This is a genomic window from Stenotrophomonas sp. P5_A8 (assembly GCF_056400545.1).
The window spans coordinates 1-13,667 of record NZ_JBFULB010000084.1 but is presented as its reverse complement, the minus strand read 5'-3'; the positions used below and the strand labels follow the sequence as shown (position 1 = coordinate 13,667).

General features: G+C 68.3%; 11 protein-coding genes. 5 read left to right on the top strand and 6 right to left on the bottom strand.

What is annotated here, in order from left to right; all coding sequences use genetic code 11:
- Window positions 1-49: 49 nt before the first annotated feature.
- The 3 genes from AC1DQP_RS08345 to AC1DQP_RS08335 all read right to left on the bottom strand — a co-directional run bounded on the left by AC1DQP_RS08345 (window position 50) and on the right by AC1DQP_RS08335 (window position 3,963).
- Window positions 50-691 (bottom strand): methylthioribulose 1-phosphate dehydratase, encoded by a 642-nt coding sequence (locus tag AC1DQP_RS08345; protein WP_457322371.1) that lies wholly within the window; start codon window positions 689-691, stop codon window positions 50-52.
- A gap of 300 nt (window positions 692-991) precedes the next feature.
- Window positions 992-2,416, bottom strand: coding sequence for an amino acid permease (locus AC1DQP_RS08340; protein WP_256773876.1), 1,425 nt, complete (start codon window positions 2,414-2,416; stop codon window positions 992-994).
- Window positions 2,417-2,484: 68 nt separating this feature from the next.
- The gene (locus AC1DQP_RS08335) at window positions 2,485-3,963 is read right to left on the bottom strand and encodes an amino acid permease (protein WP_256773875.1); all 1,479 of its coding nucleotides are present in this window, start codon (window positions 3,961-3,963) and stop codon (window positions 2,485-2,487) included.
- 184 nt (window positions 3,964-4,147) lie between these two features.
- Here AC1DQP_RS08335 and AC1DQP_RS08330 point away from each other — a divergent pair, with 184 nt between their 5' ends.
- Window positions 4,148-4,729 carry an NUDIX hydrolase gene (locus AC1DQP_RS08330; RefSeq protein WP_457319479.1) on the top strand — a complete coding sequence of 194 codons (582 nt, stop codon included), beginning with the start codon at window positions 4,148-4,150 and terminating at the stop codon, window positions 4,727-4,729.
- A 717-nt stretch (window positions 4,730-5,446) separates the two neighbouring features.
- Here the strand turns inward: AC1DQP_RS08330 and serA are convergent.
- Entirely contained in the window at window positions 5,447-6,688 is a 1,242-nt protein-coding gene (serA, locus tag AC1DQP_RS08325; RefSeq protein ID WP_256777202.1) for a phosphoglycerate dehydrogenase, read from the bottom strand.
- Window positions 6,689-6,878: 190 nt separating this feature from the next.
- Between serA and AC1DQP_RS08320 the strand changes: the two genes are divergently transcribed.
- From AC1DQP_RS08320 to AC1DQP_RS08310, 3 genes are all read left to right on the top strand, one after another.
- A complete protein-coding gene (locus AC1DQP_RS08320; RefSeq protein WP_256777201.1) occupies window positions 6,879-8,267 on the top strand; it encodes an FAD-binding oxidoreductase in 1,389 nt (462 codons plus the stop codon).
- 61 nt (window positions 8,268-8,328) lie between these two features.
- The gene (locus AC1DQP_RS08315) at window positions 8,329-8,625 is read left to right on the top strand and encodes a DUF2388 domain-containing protein (RefSeq protein ID WP_256777200.1); all 297 of its coding nucleotides are present in this window, start codon (window positions 8,329-8,331) and stop codon (window positions 8,623-8,625) included.
- Window positions 8,625-10,439, top strand: coding sequence for a DUF7844 domain-containing protein (locus AC1DQP_RS08310; protein WP_478051405.1), 1,815 nt, complete (start codon window positions 8,625-8,627; stop codon window positions 10,437-10,439). The genes AC1DQP_RS08315 and AC1DQP_RS08310 overlap by 1 nt, the downstream gene beginning before the upstream one ends.
- Here AC1DQP_RS08310 and AC1DQP_RS08305 read toward each other — a convergent pair.
- Both AC1DQP_RS08305 and AC1DQP_RS08300 read right to left on the bottom strand, forming a co-directional pair.
- The gene (locus tag AC1DQP_RS08305) at window positions 10,417-11,481 is read right to left on the bottom strand and encodes an ATP-binding protein (protein ID WP_256777198.1); all 1,065 of its coding nucleotides are present in this window, start codon (window positions 11,479-11,481) and stop codon (window positions 10,417-10,419) included. The two genes, AC1DQP_RS08310 and AC1DQP_RS08305, sit on opposite strands and share 23 nt — an antisense overlap.
- Window positions 11,481-12,227 (bottom strand): response regulator, encoded by a 747-nt coding sequence (locus AC1DQP_RS08300; protein ID WP_478051406.1) that lies wholly within the window; start codon window positions 12,225-12,227, stop codon window positions 11,481-11,483. The genes AC1DQP_RS08305 and AC1DQP_RS08300 overlap by 1 nt, the downstream gene beginning before the upstream one ends.
- Before the next feature lie 126 nt (window positions 12,228-12,353).
- On the opposite strand from AC1DQP_RS08300, the gene AC1DQP_RS08295 reads away from it, so the two are divergent.
- Complete coding sequence (locus tag AC1DQP_RS08295) at window positions 12,354-13,508, top strand: efflux RND transporter periplasmic adaptor subunit (RefSeq protein ID WP_457319148.1); 1,155 nt, start codon at window positions 12,354-12,356, stop codon at window positions 13,506-13,508.
- The last annotated feature ends 159 nt before the right edge of the window (window positions 13,509-13,667 follow it).

Here is a 13,667-nt window from a genome sequence, read left to right as displayed (position 1 = left end):
GCGTGGAGCCGGCCAGCGGCCGGCACTACCGGGGCGCGGGCGGTACTGTTCAGCCGCGCAGTTTGCGCAGCTCCAGCTCGCAATGCAGCAGGAATTCGAAGGCTTCCATGTGGCGGCGCGCTTCGGCCATGGTGCGGCCCCACGCGTACAGGCCATGGCCGTCGATCAGATAGCCCCAGAGCGGTTGGGTGTCGAGCAGGGCATCGACCTGAGCCGAGAGCACGTCCATGTCCTGGGTATTGGCGAACACCGGCACGTCGATGGCCATCTCGTGGGTACTGTTGCCGTGGAAGGCCTTGATCAGCTCGTAGCCCTCCAGCCGGATGTGACCCTGCGGCGCATAGAGGCGCGAGGCGATCGTCTGCACCGGCGAATGGGTGTGCAGCACGCAGCCGATCTCGGGGAAGCGGCGGTACAGCTGGGTATGCAGCAGCGTTTCGGCCGACGGGCGCAGCGGACGGCCGATGGCCTTGCCATCGAAATCCACCACCATGATGTCGTCCTCCACCAGCCGCCCCTTGTCCTTGCCGGACACGGTGATCGCCGCATGGCGGTCATCCAGGCGGTGCGAGAAGTTGCTGCTGGTGGCCGGGGTCCAGCCGGCCTGGGCCAGCTCGCGGACGTTGTCGATCAGCAATTGGGCCAGCTCGCTGAGGCGGGCGGTGTCGTAGGGGAACGTGGGGGTGGTCATGGCGGGTATTTTACGGCGCTTCGATGATTCCCGCGCGCGGATGGTCGTGCCGGCCGTTGGCCGGGGACACGTGGACCCAGGATGTTCGTGAGGAGCCGGCCAGCGGCCGGCGCTACCGGGGCGCGTTCGGGATTGCCTGGAGCCGGCCAGCGGCCGGCACTACCCGGGCTGCGTTCGGGATTGCCTGGAGCCGGCCAGCGGYCGGCGTTACCGGGGCGCGTTCGGGATTGCCTGGAGCCGGCCAGCGGCCGGCACTACCGGGGCTCGTTCGGGATCGGCCAGGGCCGCCAGCGGCCGGTATTACCCGCGCAGGCGGCTGTGGCGGTAGCCGTAGCCGAAATAGATTGCAAAGCCCACTGCGGTCCAGACGCCCATCAGCATCCAGTTGTGCGCTGTCATCGCGGTCAGCAGCGCCACGCAGCTCAGTACGCCCAGGCTGCAGATCAGCCACGCCATCGGCATCCGGAACGGACGCGGCAGGTCCGGCTGGGTGCGGCGCAGGATCAGCACGCCGGCGCACACCGCCGCGAAGGCGATCAGGGTGCCCATCGAGGTCAGCTCGCCGAGGATGTCCAGCGGGAACAGCGCTGCCAGCAGGGCGATGCCGATACCGGTGATCACCGTGTTGATGTGCGGGGTGCGGTACTTGGGATGGATCTTGGTGAACACCGGCGGCAGCAGCCCGTCGCGTCCCATGATCATGAAGATGCGCGGCTGCCCGATGATCATCACCAGCACCACCGAAGACAGGCCGATCAATGCGCCGATCTCGACCACGATGCGCAGCCAGCCCAGCTGCGGGTGCGCGGCCACGGCGGTGACCACCGGCTCATCGGTGCCCAGCAGGGCGTAGGGCACCAGCCCGGTCATGACCGCAGCCATGGCGATGTACAGCACCGTGCAGATCACCAGCGAGAGCAGCATGCCGATCGGCATGTCGCGCTGCGGCCGGTGCGATTCCTGCGCGGCCACCGAGACGGCCTCGAAGCCGATGTAGGCGAAGAACACCATCGCCGCGCCGCGCAGTACGCCTTCAAAGCCGTACTTGCCCGGTCCCTCGTTGGCGGGGATGAACGGGGTCCAGTTGGCCGGGTCGACGTACTTCCAGCCGGCGATGATCACCAGCACGATCAGCCCGGTCTTCAGCACGACCATGGCCATGTTCATCGCCGAGGACTTGCTGATGCCCACGTAGCACAGCCAGGTCAGCAGCAGCACCAGGATGGCGGCCGGAATATTGGCGATCGCACCGGTCGGGCGCAGCTGCGCATCCAGCGGGGCACTGACCAGCGCCGCCGGCAGGTGGATGTCGAAATGACTCAGCAGGCTCAGGAAGTACCCGGTCCAGCTGACCGCCACCGCCGATGCGGAGACGCCATATTCCAGCACCAGCATCCACCCGATGAACCAGGCCGAGAGCTCGCCGAACGTGGCATAGGTATAGGTGTAGGCACTGCCCGACACTGGCACCATCGCCGCGAACTCGGCGTAGGCCATCGCGCAGAACGCGCAGCAGATCGCAGCCAGCACGAAGGACAGCATGATCGCCGGGCCGGCGTGGTTGGCCGCCGCCTGACCGGTGATCACGAAGATGCCGCCGCCGATGACCGCGCCGATGCCAAGCGCGGTCAGCCCCCACGGGCCGAGGGTGCGGACCAGGCTCAGGCCGTTGGCGTCTTCATGGGCGGCGTGGGGGTGCTTGGTGGCCCACAGTTGCTTGAACATGGTTTGGGTGTCYTCTCAGGTACGACGTGTCAAAACACCGGGCCGGCGCAAGGCCGGCCCGGCAGCACTCAGGCGGAGGTCTTGTTGAGCTTGCTGTGGCGGATGCCATAGCCGAAGTAGATGCACAGCCCCAGCAGCGTCCAGCCGAGGAACAGGTGCCAATGCACCGCGAAGGCCTGCCAGAACAGGAACAGGCACGACAGCGCGCCCAGCGGGCAGATGATCCACACCACTGGCACGCGGAACGGACGCGGCAGTTCCGGGCGCGTGTAGCGCAGGATCAGCACGCCGATGCAGACCGTGGCGAAGGCCAACAGGGTACCCATTGAAACCAGTTCGCCYAGCACGTTCAGCGGCACCAGGCCGGCCAGCGTCGCAGCCAGCACGCCCACGACAATCGTGGCCCAGTACGGGGTGCGGAAGCGCTTGTGGACCTTGCCGAAGATCTTCGGCAGCAGGCCGTCGCGCGAGATCGTGTAGGCGATGCGRGTCTGGCCCATCATCATCACCAGCACCACTGAGGACAGGCCGGCGATCGCGCCGATTTCCACTGCGGTCTTCAGCCAGGACAGGCTCGGGTAGGCTTCCAGCGCGGTGGCCACCGGCTTGTCGGTGCCCAGCAGGTGGTACGGCAGCATGCCGGTCAGTACCGCGCAGACGATGATGTAGACGATGGTGCACACCGCCAGCGAGCCGAGCAGGCCGATCGGCATGTTGCGCTGCGGATCCTTGGTTTCACCGGCGGCGGTGGAGACCGCATCGAAGCCGATGTAGGCGAAGAACACGATGGTCGCCGCGCGGAACACCCCGCTCCAGCCGAATTCGCCGGATACGCCGGTGTTTTCGGGGATGAAGGGATGCCAGTTGGCCGGGTCCACATGCGCCGCGCCGATGCCGATGAACAGGCAGATCACAAACACCTTGATGGCCACGATGATGGCGTTGACGAAGGCGGACTGGGTCACGCCCACGTACAGCAGGCCGGTCACCGCCGCCACGATCAGCACCGCGGGCATGTTGAACAGCTTGCCGGAGGAAATGAACTCCTGCCCGGTCCAGGCGATCGGCGCGGCACTGAGCGCGTCGGGGAAGGGCATGTGCAGCGTGGTGGTGATAAAGCTGATCAGGTAGGCCGACCAGCCCACGGCGACCGAGGCCGAGGCGAACAGGTACTCCAGCACCAGGCACCAGCCGATGAACCAGGCCATGCCTTCGCCCAGCGTGGCGTAGGAGTAGGAATAGGCGCTGCCGGAGACCGGCATCATCGCCGCGAACTCGGCGTAGCACAGGCCGGCCAGCGCGCAGGCGAAGCCGGCGAACACGAAGGACAGCATCACCGCCGGGCCGGCATGGTTGGCCGCGGCCTGGCCGGTCAACACGAAAATACCTGCGCCGATCACCGCACCGATGCCGAGCATGATGAGGTGTTTCGCCGTGAGGGTCCGTTTCAACGTGACTTCGCCGTCCAGGCTGCCTTCGATGGGCTCACCGGCATCGACGTGCCCGGCCGGTTCAACCGGTTTTACCCTCAACAGAGACTTCAGCATGCAGTGCTTCCCTAAATGGACAAAGGTGAGGTGCGCGGTACTTTGCCGCACACCCTGATGGCAACTGGGCGCCCCAACGGTGCGGGGCCCGCTGTACCTTAGCCAAAGCTGAAGCCCACGCACAAGCACAAATGCAGCATGGGCCGGCGATAATCGACAAATTCCGCCCCGCGCCCCCGCCCCCATGTCGATCGACCCTGAATCCATTGCCGTTGCTGATGCCCACCTGCGCGCCCAACTGGCCGCATATGCGCGGCGCCAGCCTGAACACGCCGCCTTGGCTGACGAATTCAGCACATTGTTGGACGATGCGGAAAACCCGTTCCAGCGCGAGCGCCTGGCCGGCCACTTCACCGGCAGCGCATGGCTGGTCAGCACCGACGGCGCGCGCGTCCTGCTCACCCACCACCGCAAGCTGGACCGCTGGCTGCAGCTGGGCGGCCACGCCGATGGCGACCGCAACCTGGCCCGGGTGGCGCTGAAGGAGGCCGAGGAGGAGTCCGGACTGAGCGGGCTGGTGCTGGAGGATGGCGAGCTGTTCGACATCGACAAGCACTGGATCCCCGAGCGCAAGGACGTACCCGGCCACTGGCACTACGATGCCCGTTACGTGGTGCGTGCACTGGGCAGCGAGCAGTTCGCGATCAGCGAGGAATCGCTGGCGTTGGCCTGGCGGGATATCCGTGACGTGGCCAATGCGGCGATAGAAACCCCGGACGGTGATGATTCGTTGCCGCGGATGGCGAAGCGCTGGCTGGCGCGGTAACGACCGAAGCGCATCGTCCCTTTGCGACGCGCTCGGTCCGCAACGAAAGGCAGCCGAGCATGGCTCGGCTCTACCGGGACCTCGCGCGCACGGGTAGTGCCGAGCCATGCTCGGCAACCGCGCGGCACCACGCCACCGCGCCACCGCGCCACCACCGTCCGCAACCGGAAGCCCAACGTCGGCTGGCGCGTCGGACGCGGTTGACCTCGGTCCGACGCCTGGGTCAGGCCGTCGCGATGCCGGAACGGAAGGCAGCCGAGCATGGCTCGGCTCTACCGTCCGCAGCCGGATGCCCAACGCCGGCTGGCGCGTCGGTCGCGGTTGACCTCGGTCCGACGCCTGGGTCAGGCCGTCGCGATGCCGGAACGAAAGGCAGCCGAGCATGGCTCGGCTCTACCGGGACCTCGCGCGCACCGGTAGTGCCGAGCCATGCTCGGCAACCGCGCGGCAGCGCGGCACCACGGAAGCGCGGGACCACGGCACCAAGGCAGCGCCGCATCATTGTCCGCAGCCGGATGCCCAACGCCGGCTGGCGCGTCGGTCGCGGTTGACCTCGGTGCGACGCCTGGATCAGGCCGTCGCGATCCCGGAACGAAAGGCAGCCGAGCATGGCTCGGCTCTACCGGGACCTCGCGCGCACGGGTAGTGCCGAGCCATGCTCGGCAACCGCGCGCCAGCGCGGCACGACATCCCGCCGCCGGGCAGCCCAGCCGTCGATCAATACAGCACGCGGGTCCGCAGGGTGCCCGGGATCGCGGCCAGTTCTTCGCGCACGGCGGTGGCCTGGGCCTCGCTGGCGGTGATGTCGATGACCACGTAGCCGACCTTGGGGTCGGTGCGCAGGAACTGGCCGTCGATGTTGACGTTGTGGCGCGAGAAGATCTCGTTGACCCGGGACAACACGCCGGGCACGTTCTGGTGGATGTGCAGCAGGCGCAGGCTGTCTTCGTGCTCGGGCAGGGTGACTTCGGGGAAGTTGACCGCCGACAGGGTGCTGCCGTTGTCGCTGTAGCGGACCAGCTTGGCCGCCACTTCGATGCCGATGTTGTCCTGCGCCTCCAGCGTGCTGCCGCCCACGTGCGGGGTGAGGATCACGTTGTCGTGCGCGGTCAATGGCGACACGAAGGCATCGCCGTTGCCCTTGGGCTCGATCGGGAACACATCCAGCGCCGCACCGCCGATATGGCCGCTGTGCAGCGCCGCGTCCAGCGCCTCGATGTCCACCACGGTGCCGCGTGCGGCGTTGATCAGGTGGGCGCCGGGGCGCATCCGCGCCAGTTCGGCGGCACCGATCATCCACTGCGTGGCCGGGGTTTCGGGCACGTGCACGGTGACGATATCGGCGCGCGAGAGCAGGTCGTCCAGGCTGATCGCCGCGCGCGCGTTGCCCAGCGACAGTTTGGTTTCCACGTCGTGGAAGATCACCTGCATGCCCATCGCCTCGGCCATCACCCCGACCTGGGTGCCGATGTGGCCATAGCCGATGATGCCCAGCGTCTTGCCGCGCACTTCATGGCTGCCGGCGGCCGACTTGGACCAGCCGCCGCGATGGCATTCGGCGTTCTTCTGCGGAATGCCACGGGTGAGCATGATCGCTTCGGCGATGACCAGCTCGGCCACGCTGCGGGTGTTGGAGTAAGGCGCGTTGAACACCGGGATGCCGGCCAGCTCGGCTGCGTCCAGGTCCACCTGGTTGGTGCCGATGCAGAAACAGCCCACYGCCATCAGGCGCTTGGCATGGGCCAGTACCTCGGCGCTCAGTTGCGTGCGCGAACGGATGCCGACGATGTGCGCCTCGGCGATGCGCGCTTTCAACTCGTCTTCGGGCAGCGCCTTGCTGTGCAGTTCGATCTGCGAATAGCCGGCGGCGGTGAACACGTCGATCGCGGTCTGGCTCACCCCCTCCAGCAACAGCACGCGGATATCCTGCTTCGGGAACGAGGTCTTCTTCGGCGACATGGGCAAGGGCGCAGCGTGTAGGGCGGGAGCGCCCAACTATGCCAGAACGGGCAGGCGATTGTGCAGTGCGCCAATGGACGCGGCGATGGTTTCAGATGCATCCGTTGCCACCGCCTGCGGGCATGCCGACGGCCAGGACACCCACGGGGGTCTGCTACGCTTGGGAACTCCATTGCCCCGTCCCGATGCCATGACCGATCCGCGCCTTTCTTCGCTGTTGCAGGACTGCCCTGGGCTGCGGCTCAAGACCGACCCGGCCGACCTGGAGCACTACGGCCGCGACTGGACCCGGCGCTGGACCCCGGCGCCGCTGGCGATCGCACTGCCGGGCAGCGTCGAGGACGTGCAGGCGATCCTGCGCTGGGCGACCGCGCAGCGCGTGGCCGTGGTGCCGTCGGGCGGCCGCACGGGCCTGTCCGGTGGCGCGGTGGCCGCCCATGGCGAGCTGGTGCTCAGCCTGGAACGGATGAACAAGCCGCTGGCCTTCGATGCGGTGGACCGCACCCTGACCGTGCAGGCCGGCATGGCGCTGGAAGCGGTGCACAACGCCGCGCTGGAACACGGTCTGATCTATCCGGTGGATTTCGCTGCGCGCGGCTCGTGCTCGATCGGCGGCAACATCGCCACCAACGCCGGCGGCATCCGCGTGATCCGCTATGGCAACACCCGCGAGTGGATCGCCGGGCTCAAGGTGGTTACCGCCAGCGGCGAGCTGCTTGAGCTCAACAAGGGCCTGATCAAGAACTCCAGCGGCTATGACTTCCGCCAGCTCCTGATTGCTTCCGAAGGCACCCTCGGGGTGATCGTGGAGGCCACGCTGCGGCTGACCGATCCGCCGCCGGCCAGCAACGTGATGCTGCTGGCGCTGCCCAGCTTCGAGGTGCTGATGCAGGTGTTCGCCGCGTTCCGCGAGCGGCTGCAACTGCAGGCCTTCGAATTCTTCACCGACCGCGCGCTGGAACACGTACTGGCACATGGCGCGCAGGCACCCTTTGACCAGGTGCATCCGTTTTACGTAGTCACCGAATTCGCGGCCGGCGACGCGGCGCAGGAAGCCGCGGCGATGGCGGCCTTCGAGGCCTGCATGGAGCAGGGCTGGGTCAGCGATGGCGTGGTCAGTGCGAGCGATGCGCAGGCCGCACAGCTGTGGCGACTGCGCGAAGGCATCACCGAGGCGGTCGCACGCTACAAGCCGTACAAAAACGATGTCTCGGTGCGGATCTCGGCGATGCCCGCGTTCATGGCCGAAACCCAGGCCCTGATCGGCCAGGCTTACCCGCAGTTCGACGTGGTCTGGTTCGGGCATATCGGTGACGGCAACCTGCACATCAACGTGCTCAAGCCCGATGCCACCCCCGACGCCGAGTTCCTGACCCAGTGCGAGCACGTCACCAAGCTGCTGGCGCAGGTACTGGCGCGTTTCGATGGCAGCATCTCGGCCGAGCACGGGATCGGCCTGGTCAAGAAAGGCTATCTGGACAGCACCCGCAGCCTGCCGGAAATCGCGCTGATGAAGGCGGTCAAACGTGCGTTTGATCCACAAGGGCTGCTGAATCCGGGCAAGCTGTTCGACCTGTAGGCCGCGACAGGATTTCACGCAACCTATACGCTCTGTGCTTTCCACCGCGAACGACACCCTGATGATGCGTCCGATCCTGCTTGTTGCCGTGCTTGCTCTGCCGTTGTCGGCGCTGGCCTCCAGTTTCGCCGGTTCTTCGGCCGGTTCCGCCTCCGGCGCCTCCTCGGCCGGCTCGTCCAGCTCGGGCGATGACAAGATCGTGCTCGACGCACGCGAAGATGCCGCCGCGTTCGTCGCCAGCGACGGCGCGATCCGTGGCGCGCGACTGGAAGCGGCGCTGCTGCACCTGCGTGAGCGCGACGTCGCCCAGCGCGATGCCAGCGACCTGGCGTTGGCGAAGCGTCTGCTGGCGCGGTGATGCAACCGCGCCGCCGGGCCCGCCGCTGGCGCTGGGCGGCCCTGGCGGCGTTGCTGGCCGCGCCGCTGGCGCACGCTGCGCTGCAGTTGGATCTACAGACGCAGGGGCTGGATGCCGTCCAGGAGGCGGCCGCGCGCCGCGTGCTGGCGCAGGTGCAGGCGCAGCTCCCCCTCACCTGGCAGGCGCGCTTCGATGCACCGGTGCCGGTGCGCTGGACCGACACACTTCCCGATCACGTGCACGGCCGCGCCCGTAACGGCGCGATCGCGCTGCGCCGTTCCTTGCTGGACCCGGTGCAGGACGGGGAGCCACTGCCGCGTCCGGTGCAGGCCGCGCTGATCCATGAGCTGACCCACATCCTGGACCGCAGCGCGGCGGGCGGCTGGTCGCGCACCGCGCGCTGGCGCGACCTCAGTGGGTGGCAGCAGCGCCCCTGGCGGCTGGGCCGTACCGGCAACGCTTTCAGCGGCCGCAGCCCGGACGACTACGAGCGCAGCAGCCCGGCCGAATACCTGGCGGTCAATGCCGAGTACTTCCTGCTCGACCCCGGCTACGCCTGCCGTCGCCCTGCGCTGGCGGCGTGGTTCGCCGCGCAGATCGGCCCGTTGGCGGACACGCCCGCCTGCGATGCAGCGCTGCCGCTGGTGCAGGCCGAGGAAAACACCGGCGCGGCTTCGCTGCTGGCAGTGGACCCGGCGCGCGTCTACGCGGTCGATTACCTGCTGGCCGAGGGCAACGACCAGATGATGAGTCGCTGGGGCCACAGCATGCTGCGGCTGGTGATCTGCGCACCCGGGCGGCCGCCCGGTCCGGCCTGCCGGATGGACCTGTCCTACCACCGGGTGCTGTCCTTCCGCGCGTTCGTCGGCGATGTCCAGATCTCCAGCTGGCGGGGGCTGACCGGCGCGTATCCGTCGCGGCTGTTCGTGCTGCCGTTGAACCAGGTGATCAACGAGTACACCCAGGTGGAGCTGCGCGGGCTGTCCTCGGTGCCGCTACGGCTGCAGCCAACGGAGATTGCCAGCCTGCTCGAACGCGTGGCGCAGGTGCAGTGGAGCTACAGCGGACGCTACAGGTTCGTCAGCAACAACTGCGCGGTGGAGACCGGCAAGCTGCTGCAGGAAGGGGTGCCGCGCTGGGCGACGCCCGGGCTGAATCGGATCACCCCGCGCGGTCTGTTGACGCGACTGGAGCGGCAGGGGCATGCCGATGGCACGGTGCTGGGGGACCGCAGCGAGGCGTTGCGCCAAGGCTACTACTTCGCCTCGGCGGAGGCGTACTACCAGCAGTTGTTCGACGTCGCACGTGCCGAGCTGCCGCTGGGCAGCGCGACGGTCAACGCATGGCTGCAGCGCCCGGCCGCGCAGCGCGCGGCGTGGGTGGAGCAGGGCGGCCTGCGTGCCACCTCGGCGCTGCTCTTGCTGGAACAGGCCGCGCGCCAGCGCGGGGAACTGCGTGCACGTGCCGCGCTGAAACGCACGCTGGCCCACCCGGCCGACGGCGCGGACGCCGCGCGCGATACGTTGATGGCGCTGCTGCGCGACACCGGCCAACTGGTCACCCCTGCGGCGCTGGTGCCGGGCGGCTATGGCGTGCCGCTGGGCAGCGAGCGGGCGGCTGCGGCAGCGGCCACCGCGCGGATCAGCGAACGCGGCGTACCGGCCTGGCAGCAGCTGCAGCACCAGTTGCGCGCGCGCCTGCCGCTGGCGCAGCAGCAGGAACTGGCAGTCATCGATGACAACCTGGAGCGCCTCGGCCAGCGCATGCGCACGCTCGCCCGTACCGAGGCCGCTACTGGCGCGGCAGTTCGATGACGAACCGCGCGCCACCCAGCGCGCTGGCCGTGCAGAACACGCGACCGCCATGGGCATCGGCGATTGCCTTGACCACCGCCAGGCCCAGGCCGCTGCCGCCGCGCTGCCGCGAGCGCGAGCCATCGCCACGCAGGAACGGCTCGAAAATCTGCGCGCTGACGTTCGGGTCGATCCCCGGGCCTTCGTCATCGACGGATACCTGCACGTGGGTGGCGGTGTCGTGCACGGCGATCCGCACCCGCCCCGGCGTGGCGTAGCGCCGCGCGTTGTCGAGCAGGGCCAGCAGCGCCTGGCGCACGCGGGTGGGATCGCAGTGGGCCGGATGCTCCTCGCGCGAGGTCTCCAGCTCCAGCACGAAGCCGCCGCTGCGGAAGCCGGGATCGACCAGGGTCATCACCGAGTGCACTTCCTGCACCACGTCGCTGCGGGCCCGGCGCACGTCCAGCCGCGCGCTGTCGGCCAGGCTGAGCACGCGCAGGTCTTCGATCAACCGCGACAAGCCTTCGACCTGCGCCAACAGGCTGCGGAACTGGGCCTCATCGGGCTGGAACACACCCTCGGCAAGACCCTGCAGGCGACCGCGCAGGATGGTGACGGGGGTGCGCAGTTCATGGGCGATCGCCGCGTGCCACATCGCCCGGTCGGCGTCCTGGTTCTGCAGGCGCCGGGCCATCGCATTGAAGTCATCCACCAGCAGGGCCACCTCGCCCAGTGAGCGGTCGCTTGCCGTAGCGCGTGCGCCGAGGTCGCCCTCGGCGAGCCTGCCGATGCTGTCGACCACCGCGTTGAGCGGGGTGAGGATGCGCTGGGAAAGCCGCACCGACGCCGCCACCGCCAGCGTCAGGCCGATCAGCGTGACCCCGGCCATCCACACCAGCTCCGGGCCGGTGGGCGCCCAGTCCACCGGCTCGTCGGCATTGGGATAGAACTCCAGCAGCACGGCATACAGCAGGTAGGAGCTGAGGATCATCATCACGATGACCGCCAGCACCATCAACGACATCGACACCACGATGTGCCGGCTCAGGCCCGGGCGGCGCATCAATGGTCTGCCGCGAGCCGGTAGCCGACCCCGCGCACGCTGGCCGGCACGTTTTCCAGGCCGACGTCATCGAGCTTGCGCCGCAGTTTGCTGACGTGGCTGTCGACGGTACGCTCCAGCGCCTCGCTTTCGGGCAGGCACTGGTGCATCAGCTCGCTGCGGCTGAAGATCCGTGACGGCGCCAGGGCCATGCAGTGCAGCAGCTTGAACTCGGTCAGGGTCAGCAGCAGCTCGTGGCTGTAACCCTCACCCTCGAYCTGCACGCAATGGTGCTCGGCATCGATCAGCAGCGTGCCCACGCGCAGGATGCCGGGCGGGGCGGCCGGGCGTGCATTCAACGTGCGTCGCAACACGGCGCGGGCGCGCGCGGCCACTTCGGCCGGATTGAACGGCTTGACCACGTAGTCGTCGGCGCCCATGCGCAGCGCGGTCAGCTTGTCCAGGTCCTGGTCCAGTGCGGTGAGCATGATGACCGGGGTGTCGCCGCGTTGGCGCAGGGTGTTGAGCACCGTCCAGCCATCCATCCCGGGCATCTGCACGTCCAGCAGGATCAGGTCCGGTCGGGCGCTGCGATGCAGCGCCAGCGCGTGCAGGCCATCTTGGGCGCGCAGCGTGCGCAGGCCTTCGCGATGCAGGTAGGCGGCGATGATGTCGGCGATCTCGGGTTCGTCTTCGACGATCAGGACGAGCCCGTTGAGCGAGCGGTCCCAGTGCGCGGCGGCGCTGGGTGAATCGGTGGCGTGCATGCGGGGCAGGGCCAGAAGGTGCTTGTGCTCCATCGTATCTCCACAGTTCCTCCATCGAAACCCCACGCAGGCGCTGCAGACTTCGCCATTCATGATTCTGGTCGCGCGTGCGGCCCTGTGCTGCTGATGAAAACCAACAGGATTCAAACCGCTGTATGGGCGGTGCTTGCGGTCATGCTTGCGGCATGTGCCAGGGAAACGGTGGCGCCAGTGGCGGCGCCGGAGGTGAGCGTGGTGTCGCTTTCGTCTGCGACGGTGCAGCGCGACGATGAACTGCCGGGACGTGTGGCGGCGGTGCGTACGGCGCAGATCCGCGCGCAGGTGGGCGGGATCGTGCAGCGGCGGCTGTTCGCGCAGGGAGCGGAGGTGCAGGCCGGTACGCCGCTGTTCCAGATCGACCCGGCCGCCTTCCGTGCGGAGGTGGACAGTGCGCGGGCGTCGCTGCAGCGCAGTGAGGCGGCGTTGACGCGGACGCGGGTGCAGTCGGAGCGGCTGGGTTCGCTGGCGGCGGCGCAGGCGGTGAGCCAGCAGGCGCGCGATGACGCGCATGCCGAGCACCAGCAGGCAATGGCGGACGTGGCACAGGCGCGTGCGACGCTGGCGCGGCGGCAGCTGGATCTGCGCTATGCCACGGTGGAGTCGCCTATCGCCGGGCGTATCGATCAGGCGCTGGTGACCGAAGGGGCGCTGGTGACCGCGAGCGATGCGACGCCGATGGCGGTGGTGCAGCAGTTGGACCAGGTATACGTGGATGTGCGCCAACCGGCGTCGATGCTGGAGGGTATCCAGCGTGCGGTGGTGGCCGGTCAGCTGGATGCGGCGAAGGGCTTGCCGGTGACATTGCTGGGGACGGGCGGGACGCCGTATGCGGAGCAGGGCCGGATGCTGTTTTCGGGGATCAATGTGGACGCGGAGACCGGCGATATCGTGTTGCGGATCGTGGTGGACAACCCGGCGCGGCGGTTGTTGCCGGGGATGTTCGTGCGGGCGCGGGTGCCGCGCGGGATACAGGTGGGTGCGTTGTTGGTGCCACAGCAGTCAGTGCTGCGCAGTACGGGCGGGCAGTCGTATGCATGGGTAGTGGACAAGGAGGGCAAGGCGGTGATCCGGACGATCGAGGTGGATGGTCTGGTGGACCGGCAGTACGTGGTGAGCCACGGGCTGCAGGCGGGCGAGCGGGTAGTGGTGGAGGGGCAGGAGCGGTTGCAGGAAGGGATGGCGGTGACGGCCCGGCCCTGGCGGCCGGCTGCTGCTGGTGTGAAGGCGAAAAGCGAAAGCTGAAAGGCCAGAGCTGCCTTCAGAACCTGCTCTGTGGCTGGGCCGGGGCGGGTAGGTTCACGGGACACGCCGCAAGTCCCGCTCCGCGGTCCGGCCCAGCCGCCGGCGGCTGTGCGTTCGGACGCATGCGAGGCAGTGCCTCGCAAGCAATGCGCCCTCACC

Excerpts from the sequence above, each read along its gene's own strand:
- AC1DQP_RS08345 (WP_457322371.1), bottom strand. The coding sequence starts at position 691 with ATGACCACCCCCACGTTCCCCTACGACACCGCCCGCCTCAGCGAGCTG.
- AC1DQP_RS08340 (WP_256773876.1), bottom strand. The coding sequence starts at position 2,416 with ATGTTCAAGCAACTGTGGGCCACCAAGCACCCCCACGCCGCCCATGAA.
- AC1DQP_RS08330 (WP_457319479.1), top strand. The coding sequence starts at position 4,148 with ATGTCGATCGACCCTGAATCCATTGCCGTTGCTGATGCCCACCTGCGC.
- AC1DQP_RS08320 (WP_256777201.1), top strand. The coding sequence starts at position 6,879 with ATGACCGATCCGCGCCTTTCTTCGCTGTTGCAGGACTGCCCTGGGCTG.
- AC1DQP_RS08315 (WP_256777200.1), top strand. The coding sequence starts at position 8,329 with ATGATGCGTCCGATCCTGCTTGTTGCCGTGCTTGCTCTGCCGTTGTCG.
- AC1DQP_RS08310 (WP_478051405.1), top strand. The coding sequence starts at position 8,625 with ATGCAACCGCGCCGCCGGGCCCGCCGCTGGCGCTGGGCGGCCCTGGCG.
- AC1DQP_RS08305 (WP_256777198.1), bottom strand. The coding sequence starts at position 11,481 with ATGCGCCGCCCGGGCCTGAGCCGGCACATCGTGGTGTCGATGTCGTTG.
- AC1DQP_RS08295 (WP_457319148.1), top strand. The coding sequence starts at position 12,354 with ATGAAAACCAACAGGATTCAAACCGCTGTATGGGCGGTGCTTGCGGTC.